Raw genomic sequence first — 24,528 nt, forward strand, 5'->3', positions numbered from 1 at the left:
GCCCGCTCTTGTCCCGTGCGGCCGATCCGTGGCCGGAGCGCGCGACTGCACGCGCGTGCGCGCGCGTCAGAACGGGAATCGGTAGGTCGCCTCGACCGCGATGTCGAGCGAGACCGCCACGTCGTCGGGGAGGATCCAGAACGTCGGAGCGACGATGTCGGCGCCGATCTCCCAGTCCTCCGAGATCGCGTAATTCACGCCCGCCGCGAGGCGGATCACCGGCCCGTTGAAGGGCAGGTATCCCGCGGCGACGCGCAGCGGGATCGTGAGGCCGAGCGCGGGGCTCACGCGGATGCGCTGCTCGCCCTGGATCATCAGGAGGATGTTGTTCGCGCGCTCGTTGCGACCCTGGAGGTTCGCGTATCCGACGTACGCGCCGAACATCAGGTCGCGCGTGATGCGCACGTCGACGCGCGCGCCGACGAGGTGGTTGTAGAAGCCGCCCTGCGTGGTGCCGATCACCGCCTCGGTCTGCACGCTGAGCTGCAGTCGGCGGAGCGGCGGCTCGGGCAGTCGCACGCCGATGCCACCCGGGTGCGCGAGCTCCTCGCGCGGGCGCTCGCGCCATCGACGCGGCACCGCCGCGGGCGCGCTCGGCGTCGCACCGACCGCCGACGTCGACTGCTGCTGCCACTGCGCGGGAGGAGGCAGCGTCGCGCGCACCATGCGATCGATCACCTCGCGCAGATCACCCGAGCCCGCGGTCTCGCGCGCGAAGAACGGCCCGGTGCCGTCGAGGCTCGCGACCGTCATCTCGATCACGTAGCGACCTTCCGAGGCCCAGATGCGCGCGAACGCGCCGCGATGCGCCTGCGCGACCCAGGTCACGCGCCAGAGGTCCGCGGGCGCCGGCGGATACGGCATGCGCAGCCGCTGCGCCGCCGCGATGGTCGCGCCGCCATCGAGCACCTCGTAGCCCATCTCGACGGCGGTGCGCCGGAGTCGCTCGGTCGCGACACGACCGACGACGGGATCGATCCCGTACGTCGCCGCGTCGATCACGATCAAGCGCCGCGAGGGCTGCGGGAGCGTCGTCGCCGTCGTCGTCTCGCCCGGCGCCGCCGGTGGGCTCTCGGGCTGTGCCGTCTCGGGCTGCGGCGTCTCGGGCTGCGCCGTCTCGGGCTGTGCCGTCTCGGGTGTGTCCTGTGCGCCGGCGCGTGGGGGCTCGAGCGCGACGAAGGTCAGGAGCGCGGAGAGCGCGGCGACGATGACGAGTCGGCGTTCGTAGCGCATCAGTGGGCCTTTGTACCAGGGCGAGGCCGGGTGGGCGAGGTGCGCGTATGCTCGCGCCGTGCGTCGTTCGTGGCCGTTCCTCGGCGTCCTGATCGCCTGCGCAGCGTGCAGCGATCCCGCGCCTGCGCCGGCGCCCGAGCCGATCGCGCCCGCGCCGTCCGCGCCGAGCGGCGCGGACGAGACGACCGCGCCGATGCCTGCTTCGTGGCCCACCGATGTGGAGGACCTGAGCACCACGATCGAGCACTTCGAGTCCGTGGCCGCGTGCCTCGCCCAACTTCGTGCGCACACCCCCACGCTCGCGGCCGAGGCGCTCGGCGACCTCGGCTACGACGCGTTCTTCGACGACGCGTGCCGCGCGCTCGACGCGGTGCATCGTCGCGACGTCGAGGCGTGCGACGCGCTCTCGGTGTCCACCGCGCGCCGGGGCTGTCGGCGACGCCTCGCGATGATCGCCGGTGACCCCGGCGTGTGCCCCGAGGACCTCGCGATCGAGGGGCGCGAGCCACGCTGCGTCGCGTGGGCCGCGCGCGATCCCGCGCTCTGCGACGCGGAGACGATCGCCGATCGCCCCACGTGCGTGGCCGTGCTCGCGGGCGAGACGTCGCGCTGTCCGCCGCGCGATCGCGCGCGCTGCGAGGCGTGGGTCCGGCGCTATGCGAGCGCGCTCGGAGCCGATCGCGTGTCGCGCGCGGCGCGCGAGCCCGCCGAGCTCCACCTCGACGTGACGCGCGTGCTCCCGCCTCCCGCTTCGGGCGGCGCGCCCGTGGACCAGGCGCCGATCACGATCGATCTCCCGCAGCTCGCGCGCGGCGTGCGACTGCGCGCCGAGGGCTGCGCCCACCGCGTGATCCTCGACGAGCGCGGCGCGCCCGACGTGCTCTCCACCACGCGGCCCGGGCTCCGCGCGGAGCTCGATCTGCCGTCCGACGCGGCGGTTCCGTTCGAGCGCGCGATCGCTCCGCTCGGCGCGTCGATCGAGATCACCGTCCCGCGAATCGGTCGCGCGAGCGGAGGCGCGGGCACGTTCACGATCACCGCGCTCGAGCGCGCGCTCGGCGGTGCGCTCGAGGGGACGTTCGTCGCCGAGCTCCCGCTCGCGCCGGGCGCGCTGCGCGTCGAGGGTCGCTTCCGTACGTTCGTGCGCGACCTGGACGCACTGCCGAGCCACTGCCCGGGTGGTACGATGCGCGACTGATGATCGCTCGCTCCGCCCTGTTCACGCTCGCGCTGGTGGTGTCGGCGCTCGCGATGGTTCCACTCGCGTCGGCCCAGTCGACGGAAGGACGTCCGCCCCAGGAGTGCGGGATGACCGAGGAGGCCGCGCGCTACGGCGCGCTCGAGCCCGGCACGGTCGTGACCCTGCAGCGCCATCGCTTCGTGTCCGGCGACGACAACTGGGACGATCAGATGGCGCGCTGGCTCGGCCGCGCCGCGCGCGTGACGCGCCTGAGCGGCGTCGACGCCGCGGGATGCCCCGGCATCCGCGTCGACGTCGATGGTGGCCAGTGGTTCTGGCGCGTGCGCGATCTCGGCATCGGCACCGGTCCGCAGCCCCGCGCCGAAGCGCGCGCGCCGAGCGCGACGGGGATCCCGCAGCAGTGCCGACAGGACGAGATGCGCCCGAATTACGGGCCGATCTCGACGGGCACCGAGGTGGTGCTCGGCCGCCATCGCATGGTCGACGGCGACGACAACTGGGCCGACGAGATGCAGCAGTTCGTCGGTCGTCGCGCGCGCGTCGTGGAGCTCTCGGGGATCGACGGAGTCGGCTGCCCGGGCGTGCGGGTCGACATCGACAGCCGGCAGTGGTTCTGGCGCGTGCGTGATCTGCGCCTCGGGAGCGGTGGTGACGCCGGCGCGGGCGGTGGTGGGCTCGTCGCGAGCACCGGCGTGAGCAGCGATCACGGTCGTCCGGCGAGCGTCGTCGCGTGGGGCTCGGGCGGCGGTGGGGGCGGAGGTCTCTTCGGCACCGGCGGCAGCGCGACGCCGCAGGAGTGCGGGCTCACCGACGCGACGGTGCAGTGGGGGCCGATCGCGGTCGGCGCGAGCGTGACGATCGGTCGTCATCGCCCGGTGAACGGCGACGACAACTGGTCGGCGGAGATGGATCCGTTCGTCGGTCGTCAGGCGCGCGTGCAGCAGCTGATCGGCGTCGACGATCAGGGCTGTCCGGTGGTGCACATCGATCTCGATCAGGGCCAGTGGTTCTGGCGCGTCCGCGACCTGACCGTGCCGTGAACGAGGAAGCGCACAGCGCCCACGATCGCCGCGCAGCACGCGCCGGTATCGTGGGCGCATGCGCATCCTCGTCGCCGACAAGCTCGCTTCGTTCGTCCCCGGTCGCCTCCAGGACCTCGGTGCTCGCCTCGACGTCGATCCGAAGCTCGAGGGCGAGACCCTCGGCGCGGCGATGCGCGAGCTCGACCCCGAGGTGCTGATCGTCCGCAGCACCAAGGTCACCGCGCAGCACGTCGAGAGCGGCAAGAGCCTCTCGCTGATCATCCGCGCGGGCGCCGGCGTGAACACGATCGACATGAGCGCGGCCTCGGCGCGCGGTGTCTACGTCGCGAACTGCCCCGGCAAGAACGCGGCGGCGGTCGCGGAGCTGACGATCGGGCACTTGATCAACCTCGATCGCCGCATCGCCGACAACGTGGCGAGCCTGCGCGCGCATCGCTGGGACAAGAAGACGCTCGGCGAGGCGCGCGGCCTGCGCGGTCGCACGCTCGCGGTGCTCGGCGTCGGTGCGATCGCGCGCGAGGTGATCGTGCGCGCGCAGGCGCTCGGCATGCGCGTCGTCGGGTGGTCGCGTCGCTTGACCGAGGCGCAGGCGGAGGAGCTCGGCATCGTGCGCGCGACGACGCCCGAGGCCGCCGTGACGAACGCGGACGCGGTGAGCGTGCACCTCGCGCTCACGCCCGAGACCGACAAGCGCATCGGCGCGAGCGTGTTCGCTGCGATGAAGCCCGGCGCGTACTTCGTGAACACGTCGCGCGGCGAGGTGGTCGATCAGGACGCGCTGCTCGCGGCGTGCTCGTCGCGCGGCATCCGCGCCGGCCTCGACGTGTTCGCGAAGGAGCCCAGCGCCGGGCAGGCGCCCTTCGAGGAGCCGATCGCCGATCACCCGAACGTGTACGGGACCTGTCACGTCGGCGCGAGCACCGACGAGGCCGAAGAAGCAGTCGGCGAAGAGGTCGTGCGCATCGTCGGTGCGTACCAGCGCGCCGAGCCGATCCCGAACTGCGTGAACCTCGCGGTGCGGAGCGCGGCGACGCACGTCGTGGTCGTGCGCCACGCCGATCGTGTCGGCGTGCTCGCGCACGTGCTGCGCATCCTGAGCGAGGCGCGACACAACGTGCAGGGCATGGAGAACGTCGTGTTCTCGGGCGGTCGTGCGGCGCTCGCGCGCGTCGAGGTCGTCGGTGAGCCGAGCGCCGAGGTGCTCGCGGCGATCGGCGCGAGCGCGGACGTGTTCCACGTCGGCGCGTCGACGATCTGATCGCGCGACGATCTGATCGCGTGGTCGCGCGCCACGCCGTGCGGTCGCGCGACGGGCAAGATTCCGTCGTGATCACGAATCACGACGCGCGCTTGTGACCCCTCGGTCGAGTCCCCACGTCACCTTTCGAGGAGCGTGGAACTCGAATGCGAGCACTCAGCTATCAGGGCCCCTATCGCGTCTCCGTCGTGAACAAGCCGGACCCGCGGATCGAGCACCCGCAGGACGCGATCCTCAGGGTCACGCGCAGTGCGATCTGCGGATCGGATCTGCACCTGCTGCACGGTCTGATTCCGGACACGCGCGTCGGGCACACCTTCGGTCACGAGTTCACCGGCATCGTCGAAGAGGTCGGCCCGGGCGTGGGCAACCTGGCGGTCGGTGATCGCGTCGTCGTCCCGTTCCCGATCTCGTGCGGGACCTGTTTCTTCTGCCAGCGCGGGCTCTTCGCGAACTGCGAGAACTCGAATCCGACGAGCGACGTCGCGTGTGGCGTGTTCGGGTACTCGCACACGACCGGCGGATACGAGGGCGGACAGGCGGAGTACGTGCGCGTTCCGTACGCGAACGTCGGCCCGATGAAGATCCCGGAGGACATGGACGAAGAGGACGTCCTTTTCCTCAGCGACATCCTCCCGACCGGCTATCAGGGCGCGGAGATGGCGGACATCAAGCCCGGCGACACCGTCGTCGTGTTCGGCTGTGGGCCCGTCGGTCTCTTCGCGATGAAGTGCGCGTGGCTGATGGGCGCGGGCCGTGTGATCGGCGTCGATTACGTCGATTATCGACTCGAGTTCGCGGAGAAATATGCGCAAGTCGAGACTCTGAACTTCAAGGAAGTCGACATCATCGCCGCGATCAAGGAGATGACGGAGGGTCGCGGCGCGGACTCCACCATCGACGCCGTCGGGTGCGAGGCCTCGGGCTCGGTGATGCAGAAGATCGTCGGGCTCGGGCTGAAGCTCGAGGGCGGCAGCGCGACGGCGATCAACTGGTGCATGCACGCGACCCGCAAGGGCGGGAACGTGTCGATCGTCGGTGTCTACGGCCCGCCGTGGAACCTCGTCGACATCGGCACTGCGATGAACAAGGGCCTCACGCTGCGCATGAACCAGTGCAACGTGAAGCGCTACATGGAGCACCTGCTCGAGCACATCCGCGCGGGGCGCATCGATGCGAAGGGCATCATCACGCACCGCTTCTCGCTCGAGGACGCACCGACGGCCTATCACCTCTTCGCGCAGAAGAAGGACGGCTGCGTGAAGTGCGTGCTCACCCCCGGGACCAGCACCGTCAGCGCGTGAGGAGGAGGACGATCATGATCGATCCGAGCCAGATCGTCGGATACGGAGTCGACGCGGATCCTTCGCGGCGGCCCGGCTATCCGAAGGAGCGCGAGCCGCGGCCCGTGGAGAGCGCGAAGATCCCGGCGCAGCAGTCGTCGGACGTGACGGTGTTCAAGAACGAGCGGCCGTACAAGGAGATCCCGCCGGTGTACGGCACCGCGCAGCCGCCGAAGGGCCTGTCGGGCCGCGTTCGGAAGCTGGCGTACTCGTACCCGGATCACTGGACGCGCCACTGGATGCTGCTGCTGCTCGCGGATCGCGTCGATGTGTGGGAGCACCGGCTGAGTGGCGCGCGCGGGGTCGCTGCGCTCGGCGCGGTCGCGCTGTTCGGTGTGCTCGCGACGCGGATGATCGCGCGCGGTTGAGGGCCATCGTGGCCAGCGCGGATGTTCATCCGCGCTGGCCGCGACGAGCATCGGAGTCAGCGCTGGAGTCGCCGGCGCCGAGCACGGATCACGATCATGGCGCCGAGGACGAGCAGGAGCGCATTGCCGCGGATACGCGCACCACCTCCGACCGCGCAGCCCGAGCTGCGCTCGGTCGGCGGCGGCGCGCTCGCGTCGGCGGGAGCCCCCGCGTCGCGGGGCGCGCTCACGCGGAACGACGCGGTGGCCCAGTCGCTCGTGAACGCGCCGTCGGTCACGCGCACGCGCCAGACGTAGCTGCCCGGCGCGAGCGCCTCGGGAACGGGCCATGACGTCACGGCGGTGCCGCTCGGGAGATCCGCGACGCGCATGGGCGCGTCGAAGTCCGGCGACGTGTCGATCTCCAGCTCGTATCGCAGCGTGTCGCCGTCGTCGTCGATCGCGTTCGAGACGACGAGGTCCGGAGTCCGATCCTCGATGCTCGAGCCCGGCACCGGCGCGATCGGGATCGGCACCGAGGGCGCGCGGTTCGGTCGCACCGCGAGCGCGATCGATGCGTCGGTCGCGCCGCCGTCGTCGTCGATCACGCGCACCGCGATGATCAGCTCGCGACCGCCGCGCGTGATCTGCGCCTCGGTCGGGCGCATGCGGACGCGATCGCGCTCGAGGGTCACGCCTTCGGGCGCCGAGACCAGCTCGAACGAGGTGCGATCGAGCGGCGAGGGATCCTGCGCGCGAAGCACGAGCTCGTGCGCCTCGCCGACGCGGAGCTCGAGGCGCTCGGGCAGATCGACGAAGGACGGCGCGACGTTCTCGACGCGGATCATCCAGTAGCGCCGGGTGCTCCGTCCGTCCGCGGTCGCTTCCGCACCGACGCGGATCAGGTCGGGACCATCCAGCGCGTCGGCGGGCACGCTGACCTCGCGCGTCGTGCCCATCGGGACGAGCTCGCCCGTGCCCGTCACGTCCCAGCTCCACGTCACGTCCGCGGGCAGCGCGGTGGCGCGCACGGGGATCGCCGCGCCCTCCGGCACGATCGTCGCGGCCTCGATCTGCACGCGAGGCGCGCCGGGCACGACCCAGTCGAAGTTGATGACGTCGGGGATCAGCTCGTCCATGCCGACCATCACCTCGGGAGGCGGGCCCGACAGGACCTGCAGCGCGAGATCGCGCGCGCCCTCGAGCGTGCGCGACTTCGTCGCGAAGCGAACGAGCACGACGCGCTCGCCGGGGCCGATGCGCACGGTGCGCGAGATCATTCGCAGGAAGCCCTCGCGCGTGATCACACCGGGCACCGGCGGCGATGCCGAGCCCCACACGAGCCCGGTCATCTCCTCGATCCACGAGAAGCCGGACACCGACCACGCGTCGTCCGTGTCGACCATCGTGTCGCCGCTCGACGTCGCGAGCTGGTTCGCGGGAACGACCTCGTCGAGCGTGATCGCGAGGGGCTCGTCGCTGGTGTTCGTGATCACGTCGACGATGCGTGCGATCGAGGGCCCTTCCTCGGGCACGAACACGCTCCTGCGGATCTGCACGACACCGCTCCGCACGTCGGGCAGATCGATCTGGCGATCGCCGAGCGAGAACGTCGTCGCGGTGCCGTCCTGCCGGTACCAGAAGCGCGAGCCGTCGGAGCGCACGCCGAGCTCGAGGGTGCGCGTGTCCGAGCCGAACACGGAGAGCAGCGCGCCCGTGCCCTGGTTCGGATCGTCGCCGTACTCGCCGGGCACGTGATCGACGAAGAAGTAGAAGCCCTCTTCGGTCTGCATCCGATGGCCGGGCTGCGCGGCGGCGGGCGCGGCCACGCACGTCGCGAGCGTCGCGAGCGCGAGGGCTCGAGCGTGGGATCGAGTCGGCAGTCCCATCGTGGCTCTCTCCGTCAGATCGGATCGACGAACACGTCGAGCCGGAAGTCGGTCTCTTGATAGCCCTGCACCGCGAGGAAGTACGTGCCCGGCGGGAGCACGCGATCGAGCGCGCGCGGCACGCAGTCGGTGATCGCCGTGGCGCAGTCGCTCTCGAGCAGCCCCATCGTCACGGGGTTGAACGGGTCGAGCGACTCGACCAGCGCGGTCACCGCGCTCTCGCGATCGAGCGTGAGCCGGTAGAGCGCGTCCCTGCCGGCCCAGCACGCCTCGACGTCGTCGGCGAAGCCGTAGAGCGTGTCCATGCGCGATGCGCCGTCGCCGATCTCGAGCGCGTCCTGGCACCGATCGTTCTCGGGCCGCGGGGTCGGCGGCAGGAGCGTCGCGCGCGCGTGGATCGGCTGGTGGTACCCGCCGGCGCGGGCGATCACGAAGTAGTCGCCGGGCGGGACGCTGCGGAGGAGCGGCGGCCCGTAGGCGCGCGGCGTCTCGAGGCAGAGGAGCTCGGAAGCGACGCTCCCGCAGTCGGCCTGCACGAAGAGGTGCGCGTTGTCGCCGATCCAGTCGACGTCGAGCATCACGTCCGACGTGGTCTCGACCTCGAAGCGGAAGACCGCGTCGGGGTAGAAGAGGGTGCCGACGCCACCGCAATTCGAGAGGTAATCCGGCTCGAACCGCGTGCCGTGCGAGCCCGAGCCGACGAGGCGTCGCGGCTCCAGCGTGGCCGTGCGATTCGTGATGTCGACGGCGGTGCCGCACGCGTCGCCCTCGAGCCGCGGGACCGGCTCGGTGATCGTCGCGCGCAGCTCGTACGTCGGGTAGCTCTGCCGCCGCTCGATGACGACGAAGTAGTCGCCCGCGGCGAGCGGCGCGTAGCGGAGCCGCGAGACGCCCTGGTCCTCGAAGAGCGGATCCTGCTGCGCGTCGGGCATCGCGCAGCCGAGCGACGTGCTCGCGTCGTCGCAGGTGCGTCGCACCTCGAGCGTCACGCCGCGGTACACGATCGGCGTCATCCCGAGGCTCGCCTCGAGCACCACGTCCATCGGTCGATCGAGGTGGAGTCGATGCACGACCTCGGGGAGCGCGCCCGCCTCGCCGCACGTGGTCGTGAGGTCGTCGTCGTAGAGCGCGAAGTCACCGGCGATCACGGTGGAGGCCGTGATGTCGACGAGCTCGGCGTCGCAACGATCCCCGCGGACCGGCGTGCCGGGCGCGGTGATCGAGAGCTCCACGCCGAACGCGACGGGCACCCCGGTGGCGACGCGGATGACGTACTCGCCCGCGGCGAGCGCGGGCTCGTCGACGACGATCGCACCGGCTCCGCCGTTGTTCGCGCAGCGGACGTCGCGCGCGGGATCGGGGTCGGCGCAGTCGGTGCGGAGGCGCAGGGAGACGGTCGCGTCGACCGGCGTCCAGACCGCGACGCGGACGCGTCGCGGCGCGTCGATGCGGAACGCGTAGAACGCGTCGGTGCCCAGCTCCGAGCAGCTCGACGTGCCGTCCGCGGCGAGGCCGGCCGTGGTCCCGGAGTACGAGCCGGAGCCCGGCAGGGCGCGCGCGGTCGCGCAGGTGTCGTTCGTCGCGACGCAGCTCGCCTGCGCGTAGTCGCGCAGACCGTCGCAGTCGTCGTCGATGAAGTTGTCGCAGATCTCCTCGCGCGCGGGGCCGATCGAGTCGAGCGCGTCGTTGCAGTCGTCGCCGCCGCAGCGCGCGTCGACCGCGCCGTCCGCGTCGGCGTCGCGCAGCACGGTGGTCGAGCCGCAGCCCGTCGCGGGATCGCACGTGTCGACCGTGCACGGATCTCCGTCGCTGCAGTCGAGCAGCGCGGGCGCCGGGAGACAGCCGAGATCGGCGGAGCAGACCTCGCGGCCGTTGCAGGCGTCGTCGTCCTGGCAGCGCTCGGCGTCGGGCCCGAACACGCAGCTGCGCGCGGCCTCGACGCACACGTCGTCGGTGCACTCGTGCGCGTCGACGCACGGCGCGGTGCCCGCCTCGCAGCGACCCTCGACGCACGCCTCCTCGCCGTTGCAGAAGCAGCCGTCGCTGCACTCCGCGGCGATCGTGCACGCGGCGCCGACCGTCGCGCCGGGCGCGTCGCACGTCGCGGGCGGAGGCGCGTCGGGCAGCGCGCCCGCGTCGGCGAGCGGAGCGGGACCGGGCTCGCCGCACGCGGCGAGGATCAGAGCGATCGAGATCGACCAGCGCTTCGTCATCGCGGCTCCGTCGTCTGCACGCGCAGTCGCGCGGCCGGGATCGCAGCGGGGTCGCCCTCGAGCATCACGAGGTGCTCGCCCGCCTCGAGCGTCTCCTCGAACACGATCGTGCCGTCCGCCTGCGCCTCGGCCGTGCGGCAGGTGGGCGTGATGTCGTCGCAACGATCGAGGACGCCGAGGGTGATCGGGCCCGCGCCCTCTTCGGGCGTCACGAAGAAGAGCACGCGGCGGCGCGCGCTCAGCGCGAGCCGATAGAACGCGTCGGCGTCGGGGCGCTCGTGGCCGCAGCGTCGGTCGTCGCGATATGCGGTGAGCTCGACGCGCGCGGCCCTGCCCGGCTCGAGCGCTACGGCGCCGGCGCAGACGTCGTTCGCGCGCGCGCTCGCGGGCGCTTCGGTGTCGAGCCTGACCTCGACGGGCCCGGTGTTCTCCATGCACGAGATCGCCGCGAAGTGCTCGCCCGCGGGCACCGACGGCACGCGCAGCACGCCCGTCCTGCGGCATGCGAGCGCGCCGCGCGTGCTGCAGTCGTCGGTGATCGTCACGGCGCAGGGCGGACCCCAGCTGCTGCTCGCGCCGACGATCACGTCGCGCGCCTCCGCGAGCGTGAAGCGGACGAAGAGATCGTCGGCGGGACGGATCGTCGGGTCCTCGCACGCCGCGCCGAGCTCGTAGCCGAAGGGGAGCGGATCGATCGTCGTGGGCACGCCCTCCGCGAGCTCGACCGCGCGGGCGCAGACGTCGCCGTCGTGCGCCTCGCCGGAGACGGGCTCGATCGTGACGTCGACGTCCAGCGAGACCGCCGTGGGATCGGTGCGCGCGTCCTCGACGACGATCCAGTGCTCGCCCGCCGGCAGCGCGCGCAGCGTGAGCGCGCCCGCGCCGCACCCGCGCACGTCGTCGTCGCGACCTTCGTCGCCGCACACCGAGGTCACCGCGACGCGCGCGTTCTCGCCCTCGATGTGCACGTCGCGCGGCGCATCGAGCACCAGCCGGTACACGGCATCCACGCCGCCGCGATCGCCGAAGCGGCAGTGGTCGGCGATGTCGGCGCGCAGATCGAGCAGCGGCAACGAGTACGTGCCCGACGCGGTGATCGTGCGCGGGGCCTCGCAGCCGTCGCCCTCGATCGCATCGACGGGCGCCTCGATCTCGACCGAGAGCTCGAACGGGCCGCGTCCCGCGACCGACGTGACCACGAGCGCGTAGTCACCCGCCGCGAGGCGCCGCGCCCGGAGCACGGTCGGCGCGTCCGGCGCGCGACACGCGAGCGGCGCGCCCTCGGGCATCGCGCACTGGTCCCAGGGACGCAGCGCGAGCGCGACCGCCGTCGTCAGCGGGTCGTCGGGCGTGACGCTCGCGGCGCTCACGGACAGATCGCGCTCGGCCGGGAGGCGCACGCGGTAGACCACGTCGCCGGGCTCGTTCCCGCCGACGACGCACGGCGAGGGCACGTCGAGCGCCGCGCCGAGCGTCGTGCCGAGCAGCGTCGTCGACGCGCTGATCACGCGCGCGTCGTCGCAGCCGTCGTTCGTCGCGGGGCACGACTCGAGCGCGTCGGAGCTGCCGTTGCAGTCGTCGTCGAGCTCGTTGCCGCACACCTCGGGCGCGCCGGGATGGCGGCTCGCTCCGGTGCTCGGCGCGTCGTCGCAGTCGGTGCCGCCGCACAGCTGGTCGACGAAGCCGTCGTCGTCGCGATCGGCGAGCTCGTGCTCGCACTCGCCCTCACCGGTGCACGAGTCGACGGTGCAGTCGTCGCCGTCGTCGCAGGGATCGGGGCCGGGCACGCAGCCGCGCGTCAGCTCGCAGATCTCGATGCCGTTACAGGGATCGCCGTCGTCGCACTCGATGTCGGCGGCGGTCGCGGCGCACGCGTCGGTCGCCGGGTCGCAGGCGTCCAGCGTGCACGCGACACCGTCGTCGCACGCCGCGCGCTCGCCCGCGCTGCACACGCCCTCGACGCAGCGCTCGACGCCGTTGCAGAAGCAGCCGTCGTCGCAGGGCGCGTCCTCGGAGCAGAGCTGGCCGAGGGTGAGCCCGGGCGCGACGCACGCGCGCTGACCGCCGTCGTCCATCGTCGCCGGAGGATCGCCGTCGCCGCACGCGAGGCTGCACGCGATCGCGAGCGCGCCGATCAGCTTCGTCGTCCTCATCACCACCGCTCCTGCGCGCATCCGAACGAGCCGATCAGCGCCGCTTCACCGCGCCGCACGCGCTCGCAGCGCGTGGCGTCCGTGAGCACCACGTGCGCTCCGTCGTCACCCAGCCGCGCGTGGCCGCCGGGACGGCCCGGCGTGACGATGCGGAGGCGCTCGATCGAGCCGTCGTCGCGGCGCAGCCCGAGGTTGATCAGCTCGAGATCGCGCGCGCTCGGTGGGCTCGTCCACGGGAGATCGAACGAGCACGACTCGCCGAGCAAGCGCTCGGCCTCGTCGAGCCCCGCGCGCACGAACAGGAACTGGCAGCAGGCTTCGATCGGCGTGTCCCAGCGGCAGGTCGCTGCGCATCCTTCGAAGCTCGGCGCGCCGCCGTTCGCCGCGAGCACCGAGAGGTCGCCGCGATCGCCGCCGAGCGAGATCGTCACCGTCGGTTGCTGCTGTTGCGTCGCGCGCTCGCGCACCAGGCGCACCAGGCGATCGGGCACGCCGGGCCCGTCGGGATGGCACGTGTCGAGGCCGTCGGTGAGGAGCACGATGCCGCGCGGCTCCGCGGACGGCAGTCGATCGAGCAGCGCGAAGCCCGACTCCACCGCGGCGGTGAGCGGCGTCTCGCTGCTGAACGGCAGCTCACCCAGCGCGCCGACGAGCTGCGCGCGCTGCTCGGCGGAGAGCGGCGCGATCGCGACCGTCGGCTCGAGCGGTGTCGCGCATCCGGTCGTGTGCTCCGGGAAGCGAACGAGCCCGACCTCGAGCTCGGCGGGCGCGTCCTCGATCCACGACGCGATGCCTTCCTGCAGCTCCTCCCAGCGCGTCGCCTCGCGACCGTCGAGCTGCATGCTCACCGACTGATCGACGAGCAGCAGCAGCGAGCCCACGGTGCTCTCCAGCGGCGAGACCCACGCGGCGCACGACGAGCTCGGATCGAACGGATCTTCGGGACCGGCGTCGCGCGCGTCGCCCGCATCCGGTCGCGCGGGCACGTCGGGCGGAGGCCCGCCGTCGGTCTCGGGAGGCGTGCGTCCGGTGCACGCGATCATCGCCGCGAGCGCGGCGATCGGGATGGCGAGTCGGGCGCTCATTCGAGATCCACCGTCTCCAGGTCGAGGCCAGCCGGGTACGCGTACGACGTGTAGCGAGCGAGCCCGAACACGAGCGCGCCGATGCGCGCTTCGGGATCGGCCGCGACGAGCGTGTGGATGCCGCCGGAGATCGGGAACGTCGCGACCTGCTCGTCGCCGATGCTGCGGAACGGCACCTCGAGCGGCGCGCCGTCGAGCAGGATGCCGACGTCGCGTGCGCGCACGACGGTGAGATAGCTCTGCCCGTCGAGCGTCGAGCGGTACGTCTCGGGCGCGACGAACGTGTAGTCGGCGCGGTACTGCTCGCGCGGCACCAGCATCGTGAGCGCGGGATCGCCGACCGGCGTCTCGGGCTCGGCGTAGCCCGCGCCGAGCGTGAGCACCGAGACCTGCACCGGATGCGTCGCCTCGATCGAGAAGGGACCTCGCACGACGAGATCGCGGTGCTCGCGGCTCGGCAGCGCGAACGTCGCGCCGTCGACCGGCGGAGGGTCGAACGTGATCTCGGTGTCGTGCGCGCTCGCGACGATGCGCACGAGGTTCGCGGTGTCGACGCCCGGCTGCACGAGCGCGCTCGCGCGGAACGAGCGACCCCACGCGCGCACGGGAGCGAGCTGCTCCTCGACGTGATCGCAGGCAGGCGCGTAGAACGGCGCGTACAGGCAGGGGTGCGTGGCGAAGACGGCGAGGGGGCCGTCGGCCTCGATGCTCGAGCCGGTGAGGTCGTGCGCGGGGTCGTCGCACGCGATCGCGTTCGAGCCGAGCACCGAGCGCGCGCCGTCGCGCCCCGCGCCGCACGGAGGCGGCCGCTTCGCGAACACCTGCACGACCTCGCCGCGCGCGAGCTCGAGCTCGAGCACGTCGCCGACGGTCAGCGCGGGCCAGCGCCCCGAGCGCTCGGCCTCGATCGGCGCGCGCAGGTGCATGCGCACCCGCACCGGGTCCGGGCTCACGCCCACGAGCGCGATCGCGCCCGTCCACTGCACCACGCCCGCGAGCGGATCGAGCACGTTGAACGGCGCGAACGAGAGCCCGACGTAGCGGCCCGCGAGCGCGTGCACCGGCAGGAGCAGCGACGCGTCGTTCGAGTGGCTGAACGTCGTGCCCGCCGAGGTCGCGTACTCGTAGGGATTGAACTGCGTCACCACGACCGGCCGATCCGCGATGACGCGGTACGCCGCGTCCGGGCTCGCGATGCTCTCGGCCTGCTCGCCGACCCACGCCGACTCGGTCCACGGAAGCGTGACGACCTCGAGGTCTCCCGCCGCCACGTCGAGCGAGCGCACGTCGTCGCCGCCGCGCTGGATGCGCACGTGGGCGGGCGCCGCGCCGGGGTTCGCGATCGAGATACGGAAGGTGAACGTCGACAGATCGAGGAGGTGGTTGCCGAGCGGGGCCGCGAAGTACTCGCAGCCGATGTACCCGTTGCGACGCTCGGCGATCGCGCACTCGTCGCCGCAGTCGCCGTTGCCGCTGCAGACCGAGCCCCAGTCGGCGCAGTCGCGCACGTGCGTGTAGCCGCTCCCGTCGGGCAGACACACCTCGGAGCGATTGCCGTCGCAGCGCCGCTGGCCCGGCACGCACGCGACGCAGCCGAGCGACGCGCTGCACGCTTCGTCGCAGTGCGTCTCGTCCTCGCGCGTCCGACCGTCCGCGCCGCAGCGGTAGTGGACGAGGCCCTCGCATCGCAGCGTGTCGGGCTCGCCGCAGATGGACTCGGGCGCGTCGCCGGCGCCGGCATCGCGCCCCGGCGGGCGCGGCTCGTCGCTGCACCCGACGAGCGCGATCGCGAGCGCGAGCACGCACACGCGGATCATCGCGGCACCTCGCAGCCCGCGCGGTACGCGAGGCGCACCGAGAGCACGCGCGGGAGCGCGCGCGCCGTGCCGTCGAGCGCGAGCTCGAGCTCCACGATCTGCGCCGGGTCCTCGCCGCGGAACGCGAGCACGTCCCCGACGTCGATCGGCGGCGCGTCGGGCGCGATCGTCGCGACGGTCAGCCATCGCGCCGCGGCGAGCGCGCTCTGCGACGCGGCGGTGCGCACGCGCACCGTCATCGACGCGTCCACCGGGATGCCCGCCTCCCACGTCAGGCGGCCGAGCTCCGGCGTGATCGTCGCGACGCCTCCGTCGCACGTGTCGAGCCGGTAGCGATAGAGACCGCGCGCGCGCGGCGCCGCGCCGAGCCGCGTCGTCATGTCGGTCCACGCGTCGGGCCGGCGCAGGATCGGCACCACGCCCGACCACACGGTGTTGTCGTCGAGCGCCTCGCCGGGCGCGATCACCGTCGCGTCGCCGGTCGCGGCGTTGATCACCCACACCTTCCCCTCGTCGTCGACCGAGAGGCCCTGCGGCTCCGCTCCGCCTGCGTAGGGCCACGGCGTGACGCCGACCGTCTCACCGGTCGCGGGGTCGACGCGCACGACGCCGACGCCGTTGATCGCCGCGTCCGCGACGAACACGTTGCCGCGCGCGTCCGCGACCAGGTTGCGCACGTAGGACGACTCGCCGTTCGGCTCGCCGAGCCGTCGGCCGAGCGGTGCGCGCGGATCCCAGATCGTGTGATACGGACAGCCGAGGTGCAGCAGGCCGTCGGGCCCGAGCGCGATCGCGCTGCACGCCGGGATGTCGAGGACCTGCCGCACGCAGTCGTCGCCCGATGGCCCACAGGCCGCGGCGGCGCAGCTCGGCTCGTCCACGCAGCGCGTGGTGTCGATCCGCGCGTAGAACCCGCGCGCGATGCCCGTGTGGTGCGGCGCGGAGAAGAGCTGTCCGCGCGCGTCGATCGCGAAGACCGTCGCGGGCTGGTGCTCCGGGGTCGAGAAGCGGAAGAGCTCTTCGCCGGTGTCGCCGTCGAGCTGGTAGACGAGCTCGGTGTCGACGCCCCCGACCCACACGCGCGGCGCGTACCCGCCGAGGATCGCCTCGTCGCGCACCGCGATCGCCGTCGGCCGCGCATCCGGCATCGGGTGGTTCCAGAGCACGCACTCGTCCTCGCCCCACGGGAGCACGTCGTCGGGGCCGCTCGACGTCCGCACCGTTCCGTCACCGTCGCGATCCGGGCAGAGCGCAGGACGCGCCGCGATGCGCGTGACGCTCTCGCCGTGGACGTTCGTCACGTAGACGTCGCCGCGCACGTCGACCGCGGTGCGCGAGGGCTCGTCGAGCAGCGCGTTCGGGCCCGTGCGATAGCGCGCGAGCGGCTCGAACGTCTGCACGTCGACCTTCACGATCGTCCCGTCGCCGGTGCTCGGGATCCAGATGAGGTGCTCGGCCGCGGGCTCGGGCGCCTCCATCGAGAGCACGCCGTCTTCACCGACCGAGACGCCGTCGAGCTGCGCGGCGGGCGCGTCGAACGGCGAGCCGCCCGCGCCGAGGCGCAGCTCGGTGCAGCCCGGCATGCACGAGCCGCAGGCCGTGATGATCAAGCCGTCGTCGGCGTCGCCGTCGCAGTCGTTGTCGCGTCCGTCGCACACCTCCAGGCCGGTCTGCATCGGATCGCCGTCGTCGCAGTCGGGCCCCATCGAGCAGCCCTCGCCTCGACCGTCGGCGTCGTCGTCGACGCACGGGATCGGCGAGCAGAGCCCGGCGCGACAGCTCCCACCGGGACAGTCGCGATCCACGCGGCACGGCACGAGCTCTTCGCGATCGTCCTCGACCGTGCACGCGATGCTCGCGAGGAGCAGCGCCGCCACGAACGTGCTTCGTCGTCGCATCAACCGCTCCACTCCGCCCCCGCGCAGCACGCCTGACCCGGCACGAGCGACACGCAGGTGCCGCCCCGACAGCGCTCGCTCGCGCGCTGGTCCGGCGGCGCGCCGCTCGCGCGTGCCCGCGTCCAGGCGCCCGACGCGCCGAGCGCACGTGTCGTCGCGCTCGCGGCGTGTTCGAATCGCATCACGAGAGCGTCGCGGCGCTGCGACACGGTCGCAATCCACGCGACACGCGCGGCGTCGCGCGCGATCGATCCTGGCAGGTGGGATCTGCCGGATCAGGGCGCGTCGCCGAACAGCGCGTGCAGCTCGACCGAGACGAGCACCAGTCGATCGGCGGTCGGCAGCGGCGTCGAGAGCTCCATCAGCATCTGCTGGATCGCGCGTCGGTGCTCCTGCAGCCGCTCGTAGCGCTCGCGATCGACCTGCAGCACGACGATCGGTCCTTCGAAGCCCGGACGCAGCGCGCGCGACCGCGCCATCTCGCGGAACGCGACGCCGAATCGTTTCGTGCGTCGCGCCGACACGACGCGCGGCCCGTCGTCGGGGATCAGCGCCCAGCCCTGACGCGTCTTGCGCGCGATCCCGAGCGTCGCGCACAGCTCGAGCGCCGCGAGCACGCGCGCTTCGGGCACGTCGAGCCCTCGCGCGAGCTCCGCGACCGGATCCTTCGCGCGCTGCACCGAGCGCACCGAGAGCGCGGGGATCAGCACCGCGAGGAGCGGCTCGGACTCGAACGCGTCCTCGATGCTGCGGCGCTTCCGCGGTCCTTCGGGGAGCGGCAGCGTCGACGCGTCGATCCCGAGCGCGTCGATGACGAGATCGGGCAGCGCGCCGCACGCGTCGACCAGCGCGAGGAACTCGTGGAAGCGCGGCTCCGAGAGCCCGCGCAGCCAGCGCCCGAGCGTCGCCCGCGTGACGCCGATCGCGCTCGCGAGGCGCGTGACCGCGTGGCCCGACGTGATCGCGCGGAGGTACGACGCGACTCCGTCGACGTCGGCGAGCGTGCGCACGTCGGCGAACGCGACCGGCAGCCGCACGGGCTCCTTCTCCCATCGCGGCGCGGCCCGCAGCGCGGCGAGGCGCACGACCTCCGTCGTGACCGGGCTGCGCCGTCCGCGCTCCCAGTCGTACAGCACGTTCGTCTCGTACCCGAGCTTCTCGCTCGCGACGCGCTGCGAGCGTTTGCCTCGGAGCGCTCGGACGGTCGCGCGCGTGACTCGCTTCCACGCCGTCTCGGCGGAACTGCTCGCCATGTGGACCGAGAGCGTACGTCGCCTGCGCGCGCGCGGGGAGCCGCACGTGTGTCACGGCCGCGTGACGGACGCGTGGCGACGCCGTGATCACGCGCCCGACGCGGCGTGCTACACCCGCGCCCGCCATGAGCCGCATCTACCGCTCGCTGCCTCCCGCCGGAACCAAGATCGGCCTCGCCTTCTCGGGCGGCCTCGACACGCGCGCTGCCGTCGCGTGGATGTCGCGACAGGGCCTCGACGTCCACTGCTACACCGCGGACCTCGCGCAGCCCGACGAGAAGGACCCGCGCGAGATCCCGCCGATCGCGATGACGCACGGCGCGAAGCTCGCGCGCCTGCTCGACTGCCGCGAGGCGATGGTCCGCGAGGGCCTGATCGCGATCCAGTGCGGCGCGTTCCACCTCAGCGTGGGCGGCAAGAAGTACTTCAACACGACGCCCCTCGGTCGCGCCGTGACGACGACCGCGATCGTGCGCGCGATGCGCGAGGACGGCGTGCACGTCTTCGGCGACGGCAGTACCCACAAGGGCAACGACATCCAGCGCTTCTATCGCTACGGCATCCTCGTCGATCCCGAGCTGCGCATCTACAAGCCGTGGCTCGACCAGGCGTTCGTCACCGCGTTCGGCGGCCGCAAGGAGATGAGCGAGTACCTCGAGTCGATCGGCCTGCCGTACAAGATGGGCACCGAGAAGGCGTACTCGACCGACGCGAACGTCCTGGGCGCGACGCACGAGGCGAAGGACCTCGAGCGGCTCGACACCGGCATGCACATCGTCGCGCCGATCATGGGCGTCGCGCACTGGAAGAAGGACGTCGCGATCGAGCCCGAGACGATCACGGTCGAGTACGAGGCGGGCATGCCGGTCGCGCTGAACGGCAAGCGCTTCGCGTCGGCGTTCGAGCTCTTCGTGCAGTGCAACGAGATCGGCGGACGCCACGGCCTCGGCATGAGCGATCAGATCGAGAACCGCGTGATCGATGCGAAGTCGCGCGGCATCTACGAGGCGCCCGGCATGGCGCTCCTCCACATCGCCTACGAGCGCCTGCTCAGCGCGATCCACAACGAGAGCACGACCGATCTCTACGCGACGCTCGGCCGTCGCCTCGGTCGCCTGCTCTACGAGGGCAAGTGGTTCGATCCCGAGGCGATGATGCTGAAGGACGGGCTCACGCGCTGGATCGCGCCGGCGATCAGCGGCTCGGTCACGCTCGAGCTGCGTCGCGGCGACGACTACACGATCCTCGAGACGCGCGCGCCGTACATGGCGTACGACCCGGACAAGCTCTCGATGGAGAAGGTCGAGCAGCCCGCGTTCACGCCCGAGGATCGCATCGGCGCGCTCGAGATGCAGAACCTGAACGTCGGCGACAACCGCGCGCTGCTCCTGCACTGGATGGACAATGTGCGGAAGCTCGGCCCGGGCACTGCGGCGCCGGGAAGCGCAGCGACGCAGCTCGACAAGCTGCTGAGCGACGGCGACTGAGTCACTCGAAGCACGTGCCGCCATCGGGCGCGAGCGAGTCGGGACACGCGACGCGGTAGTCGGCTCCTGGCGGCGACACGATCTCGAGCTCGATCGCGCTCGCTTCCGGCGGACAGAACGCGTCGACGAGCGCCCACCCCGGCGCTCCCGAGCCGTACGAAACCCGCGCGAGCTGGCAGACCTGCCGCCCATCTTCGATGGTGCGTCGGGTCCGCCCCGGCAGCGCATCGCACGTCATGCCCTCGGGGAGCACTTCCTCGACGACGCAACCCGCGATGATGGCACGGCTGCACCTCGCGCCGAGGATGCGGTCACCCAGCGCGTCACCCAAGGCGTCGAACGAGGGCTCGAGATCGGGCGCGCAGATCGATCGCAGGAACGTCGGCACGCGCGCGTCGTCGAGCGCGTCGAGCGCTTCCACGATCCGCCGCGGAGGCAACGCGGTGATGCCGGAGCCACTGCACGACGGCAGGACGCGCGAGGGCTGCGTCGGATCCGCGACGAGCTGCATGCGCTCGTGCGCGAGGACGGCGTCGTAGCCTCCGCCGCCGTCGGGCTCCAGCGCGTCGAGCGGTGCGCCCACCAGCGCGGCGACGAAGACGTCGTCGGGGCTCCAGCGCAGTCCGAGGAGGCCGGTCTCGCCGTGCTCGCCTTCGACGTAGCGCGCGATCGAGTAGAGCGCGTCGCGATGATCGCGGCAGCGCGTCTCGAGCGGCTCACCGTCGTACGCCGCAGGGTCGAACAGCGAGACGTCTTCGACCGAGCAGTCGTCCTCGTCGGTGACGATCACCACCGCGAGGACCGGGGGATACGTGAACGGCTCGTACTCGGCGAAGCCGTGGCCGGTGCCTTCGCGGAACAGCGGCGGAACGCGCGGATGGACGAGGTCGGCCGCGTCGGGCGTCGGCGCGAGCGCCTTGAGCGCGGCCTCGAGCGGCTGCTCCCAGCCGCAGCCAGACGTGCCCACGCGCGCTGCACATCGGACGGCGTCGACGAACGCATCGGCGTCGTCGCCCGGCTCGAACGTGATCACGGGCGAGCTCCCGCCGCACGAAGGATCGCCCGGTCGCGGCGCACCGTCGTCGCCCGAGGCTCCGAAGCGCCCGTCGGTGCACGAGGGCACGTCGTGCCCCGCGGCGCCGAGATGGCTCGTCACGACCGCGACGCGCAGCGGGAGGGCGGGCACGTCTCTGCGCTCGTCGCCGTCGCGATCGCCCGTAGCGAGCGAGCGTGTCAGGCGCGCGATCGCGCCGTTCACCTCGTCGATGCGGCCGAGGCTCGAGTCGTCGAGCACGACCAGCAGGTCGACGCTCTCGGGACGTCCTTCGAGCGTCATGCGGAGCGGTCGATCCGTGTGCAGACAAGGAGTCGGTGGCGTGGCGTCGACTGGAGTGCACGCGAGGGCGAGCGAGGACGCGATCGCGGGGAGGATTCGGCGCATTCGTGCGACTCCGAGCAAGCGACGCGCCGCGTGCGGATCTCACGGACGTCTCGCGACTCGTCGGCTCTTCGCGCCAACCGTGTTGGCGACTCGCCTGTCACAGCGCGCCGGCTGGCCCGTCTTCGTTGCGAAGGAGCCAATCCACATGGACCAGCGTCTCGCCTATCCCCGCATCGTTCCCGACGTGTATCGCGCGCTCGGCACCGTCTCGCGCACCCTGTCCGAAGGCGCGATCGAGCCCTCGCTGCGCCACCTCGTCGACCTGCGCATCTCGCACATCAACGGGTGCTCGTACTGCGTCGATCTCCACTTCCGCGAGGCGCTGGCGGCCGGCGTCGCGGCGCGGAAGATCAATGCCGTGGCCGCGTGGCGCGAGACTCCGTTCTTCTCTCCGCGCGAGCGTGCGGCGCTCGCGTGGGCGGAGTCGCTCACGCGCGTCGATCGCGACGGCGCGCCCGACCCGCTCTACGACGAGGTCGCGCGCCACTTCGACGAGCGCGAGCGCGCCGAGCTCACCTTCGTGATCGCGACGATGAACGCGTGGAACCGCGTCGCGATCGCGTTCCGACAAGGAGCCTCGGAGACGCCGTGACCGACGTGCTCGAGCCGCACCGCCGGCGTCTGTGGGGCATCGCGTATCGCATGCTCGGCTCGATCGCCGACGCCGACGACATGGTGCAGGAGACGTTCTTGCGCTGGCATCGTCGCGACGACGACGAGCTCGTGCGGACGCCCGAGGCGTGGCTCGTCACGACCATCACGCGCCTCTGCATCGATCGCCTGCGTGCCCGCCGAACCGAGCGCAGCACCGAGATCGACCCGTGGCTTCCGACGCCGATCGTGACCGACTCCCCCGAGCGCGCCGTCGAGCTCGCCTCGGACCTCTCGGTCGCGTTCCTGCTGCTGCTCGAGCGGCTCGCGCCCGAGGAGCGCGCCGCGTTCTTGCTGCGCGACGTGTTCGACGTGGACTACCCGGCGATCGCGCGTGCCCTCGGACGCAGCGAGGCCGCGTGCCGACAGGTGGTCCATCGCGCGCGGGAGCGTGTGCGCACCGAGCGCTCGCGCTCCGTTGCTTCGCCCGAGGCTCGCGCCGAGATCGCGCACCGCTTCGCAGCGGCGCTGCGCGCGAAGGACGATCGCGCGCTCGTCGAGCTGCTCACCGAGGACGCACGGCTCGCGACCGATGGCCGCGGGGTGCGCGGCGCTGCGCGGCGATGGATCGTCGGGCGCGATCGCGTCGCGCGAGCGCTCGCGGGCATCGCGCGCAAGCGGGAGCGAGCAGGCGCCGTCGAGGAGCGCGTCGTGTTCGTCGGCGGCGAGCCGGGCGTCGTCACCTACGTCGACGGCGTGGTCGTCTCGATCTCCGCGCTCGAGCTCGAAGGCACGCGTGTGCGCGCCGTGCACCGCGTGCTCGATCCCGACAAGCTGCGCGCCGCGATGGGAGCACGCGAATGACGTACGTGATGGTCGACGTCGAGGCCGATGGGCCGATCCCCGGGGACTACTCGATGATCGCGCTCGGCGCGGTCATCGTGGAGCCCGGGCTCGAGCGCACGTTCTACGCGCGGATCCGGCCGATCTCGGAGCGCTGGATCCCCGATGCGCTGAAGGTCTCCGGCTTCTCTCGCGAAGAGACTCTGACGTTCGACGATCCGACGGAGTCGATGTCGCGATTCGCCGACTGGCTCGCTCGCGAGGGTGCCAATCGAATCGTGTTCGTCTCTGACAACAATGGATTCGATTGGCAATTCGTGAATTGGTACTTCCATCACTTCCTCGGAAAGAACCCGTTCGGCCACAGCTCGCAGAACCTCGGCTCGCTCTACAAGGGCCTGGTGAAGGACGCGTTCCAGACGTTCAAGCACCTGCGCCGCACCGAGCACACGCACCATCCGGTCGACGACGCGCGCGGCAATGCGGAGGCCCTGCTGCGCATGAAGGACGAGCTCGGCCTGAAGATCCGCCTGCGCTGATCGATCAGAGACCGAGGCAGTCGGCGAGCGCCGCGGGCAGCCGCTCACGCTCGTAGTCCGCCGCGGGCGCGACCCCGAACGCGAAGCGCGTCGGCGACTCGTCGAGCATCGCGACCGTGGTGAACGCCGCGCCGTCGCGATCCTCCGCGCGCTCGATGCGGTCGGGCCATCCGCCGCGCAGCCGCACGCCGTGGCCGCGATCGTAGCCGGGCCGCGCGACGAAGCGCGCTCCGTCGAACACGACCTCGGTGCCACCGCTCGCGTCGAGCTGCGTCCATCCACGCCCGTCGGCGCTCGACCACCAGCCGACTCCGTCGCGTGCGGTCACGAACGTCCCCGCACCGAACGCGAGCGTGCGCGACGCCTCGTTGCCCGGGAGCTCCGCCGAGACGTCCTCCCACGTCGTGAGATCTCGAGAGCGCATCGCCATCCCGAAGCCGCCGGTCGCGACCCACCAGCCGTTGCCGAACTCGATCTGCGCGATCCACTGACCGGAGCGCGTCGTCTCGCTCCACTCGTATCCGTTCTCCGACGCGAAGATCGCGTTCGCGGAGCCGGTCACGAACCGACCGTTCGTGTACGTGATGTTCCGGAGCAAGTTCGGATTGTCGTAGTCCGTCGTGCCCGGCGCCTCGTCGCGCACCGAGCACCACGTGCCGCCGCCGTCGATGCTCACCCAGCGCGCGTGGTTCGAGCCCGCCGCGACGATCACCGGGATCGTCTCGCCGCTCGCGCCTGCGTCGCTCGCGCTCGCATCGACGCGCGAGCTCGGTGCGTCCTGGGTCGCGCCTCCGTCCGCCGGTGTCCCGGACGAGCCACAAGCCACGAGCACCACCGCGACGAGAGCGACCTGAGCGCGCATGGCTGCCTGAGTACCTCGAAACGCGCGCGTCG

The 24,528-nt window shown here is 72.2% G+C and carries 20 protein-coding genes; 9 read left to right on the forward strand and 11 right to left on the reverse strand.

Annotated elements, in window-relative coordinates; all coding sequences use genetic code 11:
• Nucleotides 1–66: 66 nt before the first annotated feature.
• Nucleotides 67–1,233: a hypothetical protein gene (locus DB32_RS10195; protein ID WP_053232228.1), complete on the reverse strand. Its 1,167-nt coding sequence runs from the start codon at nt 1,231–1,233 to the stop codon at nt 67–69.
• Between the two features lie 58 nt (nt 1,234–1,291).
• On the opposite strand from DB32_RS10195, the gene DB32_RS10200 reads away from it, so the two are divergent.
• From DB32_RS10200 to DB32_RS10220, 5 genes are all read left to right on the forward strand, one after another.
• The gene (locus tag DB32_RS10200) at nt 1,292–2,431 is read left to right on the forward strand and encodes a hypothetical protein (protein ID WP_053232229.1); all 1,140 of its coding nucleotides are present in this window, start codon (nt 1,292–1,294) and stop codon (nt 2,429–2,431) included.
• Nucleotides 2,431–3,474 carry a hypothetical protein gene (locus DB32_RS10205; RefSeq protein ID WP_053232230.1) on the forward strand — a complete coding sequence of 348 codons (1,044 nt, stop codon included), beginning with the start codon at nt 2,431–2,433 and terminating at the stop codon, nt 3,472–3,474. The genes DB32_RS10200 and DB32_RS10205 overlap by 1 nt, the downstream gene beginning before the upstream one ends.
• Before the next feature lie 58 nt (nt 3,475–3,532).
• Entirely contained in the window at nt 3,533–4,735 is a 1,203-nt protein-coding gene (locus tag DB32_RS10210; RefSeq protein WP_053232231.1) for an NAD(P)-dependent oxidoreductase, read from the forward strand.
• Between the two features lie 146 nt (nt 4,736–4,881).
• Nucleotides 4,882–6,039, forward strand: coding sequence for a zinc-dependent alcohol dehydrogenase (locus tag DB32_RS10215; protein WP_053232232.1), 1,158 nt, complete (start codon nt 4,882–4,884; stop codon nt 6,037–6,039).
• Nucleotides 6,040–6,053: 14 nt separating this feature from the next.
• Entirely contained in the window at nt 6,054–6,446 is a 393-nt protein-coding gene (locus DB32_RS10220; protein WP_053232233.1) for a hypothetical protein, read from the forward strand.
• A gap of 56 nt (nt 6,447–6,502) precedes the next feature.
• Here the strand turns inward: DB32_RS10220 and DB32_RS10225 are convergent, their stop codons facing one another.
• From DB32_RS10225 to DB32_RS10260, 8 genes are all read right to left on the reverse strand, one after another.
• On the reverse strand, nt 6,503–8,314 hold the full coding sequence (locus DB32_RS10225; RefSeq protein ID WP_053232234.1) for a hypothetical protein: 1,812 nt from the start codon (nt 8,312–8,314) through the stop codon (nt 6,503–6,505).
• 14 nt (nt 8,315–8,328) lie between these two features.
• The gene (locus DB32_RS10230) at nt 8,329–10,527 is read right to left on the reverse strand and encodes a putative metal-binding motif-containing protein (RefSeq protein WP_053232235.1); all 2,199 of its coding nucleotides are present in this window, start codon (nt 10,525–10,527) and stop codon (nt 8,329–8,331) included.
• Nucleotides 10,524–12,680, reverse strand: a complete 2,157-nt coding sequence (locus DB32_RS10235) for a putative metal-binding motif-containing protein (protein WP_157068914.1) — start codon at nt 12,678–12,680, stop codon at nt 10,524–10,526. Before DB32_RS10235 ends, DB32_RS10230 begins: the two co-directional genes overlap by 4 nt.
• Nucleotides 12,680–13,765 (reverse strand): vWA domain-containing protein, encoded by a 1,086-nt coding sequence (locus DB32_RS48100; RefSeq protein ID WP_053232237.1) that lies wholly within the window; start codon nt 13,763–13,765, stop codon nt 12,680–12,682. The genes DB32_RS10235 and DB32_RS48100 overlap by 1 nt, the downstream gene beginning before the upstream one ends.
• Entirely contained in the window at nt 13,762–15,582 is a 1,821-nt protein-coding gene (locus DB32_RS48105; protein ID WP_053232238.1) for an IgGFc-binding protein, read from the reverse strand. Before DB32_RS48105 ends, DB32_RS48100 begins: the two co-directional genes overlap by 4 nt.
• Nucleotides 15,579–17,480: a Vgb family protein gene (locus tag DB32_RS10250; protein ID WP_157068915.1), complete on the reverse strand. Its 1,902-nt coding sequence runs from the start codon at nt 17,478–17,480 to the stop codon at nt 15,579–15,581. The genes DB32_RS48105 and DB32_RS10250 overlap by 4 nt, the downstream gene beginning before the upstream one ends.
• Entirely contained in the window at nt 17,480–17,662 is a 183-nt protein-coding gene (locus DB32_RS10255; RefSeq protein WP_157068916.1) for a hypothetical protein, read from the reverse strand. The genes DB32_RS10250 and DB32_RS10255 overlap by 1 nt, the downstream gene beginning before the upstream one ends.
• A gap of 93 nt (nt 17,663–17,755) precedes the next feature.
• On the reverse strand, nt 17,756–18,733 hold the full coding sequence (locus DB32_RS10260; RefSeq protein ID WP_053232241.1) for a helix-turn-helix domain-containing protein: 978 nt from the start codon (nt 18,731–18,733) through the stop codon (nt 17,756–17,758).
• A 125-nt stretch (nt 18,734–18,858) separates the two neighbouring features.
• On the opposite strand from DB32_RS10260, the gene argG reads away from it, so the two are divergent.
• Entirely contained in the window at nt 18,859–20,220 is a 1,362-nt protein-coding gene (argG, locus tag DB32_RS10265; protein ID WP_053232242.1) for an argininosuccinate synthase, read from the forward strand.
• Between the two features lies 1 nt (nt 20,221).
• Here argG and DB32_RS10270 read toward each other — a convergent pair whose 3' ends face one another.
• Entirely contained in the window at nt 20,222–21,661 is a 1,440-nt protein-coding gene (locus tag DB32_RS10270) for a hypothetical protein (RefSeq protein ID WP_169791402.1), read from the reverse strand.
• 145 nt (nt 21,662–21,806) lie between these two features.
• Here DB32_RS10270 and DB32_RS46575 point away from each other — a divergent pair, with 145 nt between their 5' ends.
• Genes DB32_RS46575 through DB32_RS10285 form a run of 3 tightly spaced genes read left to right on the forward strand, consistent with a single transcriptional unit; the run spans nt 21,807 to nt 23,634 of the window.
• A complete protein-coding gene (locus DB32_RS46575) occupies nt 21,807–22,253 on the forward strand; it encodes a carboxymuconolactone decarboxylase family protein (RefSeq protein ID WP_053232244.1) in 447 nt (148 codons plus the stop codon).
• Nucleotides 22,250–23,116: an RNA polymerase sigma factor SigJ gene (sigJ, locus tag DB32_RS46580; RefSeq protein ID WP_053232245.1), complete on the forward strand. Its 867-nt coding sequence runs from the start codon at nt 22,250–22,252 to the stop codon at nt 23,114–23,116. Before DB32_RS46575 ends, sigJ begins: the two co-directional genes overlap by 4 nt.
• Entirely contained in the window at nt 23,113–23,634 is a 522-nt protein-coding gene (locus tag DB32_RS10285; RefSeq protein WP_053232246.1) for a 3'-5' exonuclease, read from the forward strand. The genes sigJ and DB32_RS10285 overlap by 4 nt, the downstream gene beginning before the upstream one ends.
• Nucleotides 23,635–23,638: 4 nt before the next feature.
• On the opposite strand, the gene DB32_RS10290 is transcribed toward DB32_RS10285, so the two are convergent.
• Entirely contained in the window at nt 23,639–24,496 is an 858-nt protein-coding gene (locus DB32_RS10290) for a beta propeller repeat protein (RefSeq protein ID WP_053232247.1), read from the reverse strand.
• Between the last annotated feature and the right edge of the window lie 32 nt (nt 24,497–24,528).

The organism is Sandaracinus amylolyticus, assembly GCF_000737325.1.
GTDB lineage: Bacteria > Myxococcota_A > Polyangia > Polyangiales > Sandaracinaceae > Sandaracinus > Sandaracinus amylolyticus.

Excerpts from the sequence above, each read along its gene's own strand:
- DB32_RS10195 (WP_053232228.1), bottom strand. The coding sequence starts at position 1,233 with ATGCGCTACGAACGCCGACTCGTCATCGTCGCCGCGCTCTCCGCGCTC.
- DB32_RS10205 (WP_053232230.1), top strand. The coding sequence starts at position 2,431 with ATGATCGCTCGCTCCGCCCTGTTCACGCTCGCGCTGGTGGTGTCGGCG.
- DB32_RS10210 (WP_053232231.1), top strand. The coding sequence starts at position 3,533 with ATGCGCATCCTCGTCGCCGACAAGCTCGCTTCGTTCGTCCCCGGTCGC.
- DB32_RS10215 (WP_053232232.1), top strand. The coding sequence starts at position 4,882 with ATGCGAGCACTCAGCTATCAGGGCCCCTATCGCGTCTCCGTCGTGAAC.
- DB32_RS10220 (WP_053232233.1), top strand. The coding sequence starts at position 6,054 with ATGATCGATCCGAGCCAGATCGTCGGATACGGAGTCGACGCGGATCCT.
- DB32_RS10225 (WP_053232234.1), bottom strand. The coding sequence starts at position 8,314 with ATGGGACTGCCGACTCGATCCCACGCTCGAGCCCTCGCGCTCGCGACG.
- DB32_RS10230 (WP_053232235.1), bottom strand. The coding sequence starts at position 10,527 with ATGACGAAGCGCTGGTCGATCTCGATCGCTCTGATCCTCGCCGCGTGC.
- DB32_RS10235 (WP_157068914.1), bottom strand. The coding sequence starts at position 12,680 with ATGAGGACGACGAAGCTGATCGGCGCGCTCGCGATCGCGTGCAGCCTC.
- DB32_RS48100 (WP_053232237.1), bottom strand. The coding sequence starts at position 13,765 with ATGAGCGCCCGACTCGCCATCCCGATCGCCGCGCTCGCGGCGATGATC.
- DB32_RS48105 (WP_053232238.1), bottom strand. The coding sequence starts at position 15,582 with ATGATCCGCGTGTGCGTGCTCGCGCTCGCGATCGCGCTCGTCGGGTGC.
- DB32_RS10250 (WP_157068915.1), bottom strand. The coding sequence starts at position 17,480 with ATGCGACGACGAAGCACGTTCGTGGCGGCGCTGCTCCTCGCGAGCATC.
- DB32_RS10255 (WP_157068916.1), bottom strand. The coding sequence starts at position 17,662 with ATGCGATTCGAACACGCCGCGAGCGCGACGACACGTGCGCTCGGCGCG.
- DB32_RS10260 (WP_053232241.1), bottom strand. The coding sequence starts at position 18,733 with ATGGCGAGCAGTTCCGCCGAGACGGCGTGGAAGCGAGTCACGCGCGCG.
- argG (WP_053232242.1), top strand. The coding sequence starts at position 18,859 with ATGAGCCGCATCTACCGCTCGCTGCCTCCCGCCGGAACCAAGATCGGC.
- DB32_RS10270 (WP_169791402.1), bottom strand. The coding sequence starts at position 21,661 with ATGCGCCGAATCCTCCCCGCGATCGCGTCCTCGCTCGCCCTCGCGTGC.
- DB32_RS46575 (WP_053232244.1), top strand. The coding sequence starts at position 21,807 with ATGGACCAGCGTCTCGCCTATCCCCGCATCGTTCCCGACGTGTATCGC.
- DB32_RS10285 (WP_053232246.1), top strand. The coding sequence starts at position 23,113 with ATGACGTACGTGATGGTCGACGTCGAGGCCGATGGGCCGATCCCCGGG.
- DB32_RS10290 (WP_053232247.1), bottom strand. The coding sequence starts at position 24,496 with ATGCGCGCTCAGGTCGCTCTCGTCGCGGTGGTGCTCGTGGCTTGTGGC.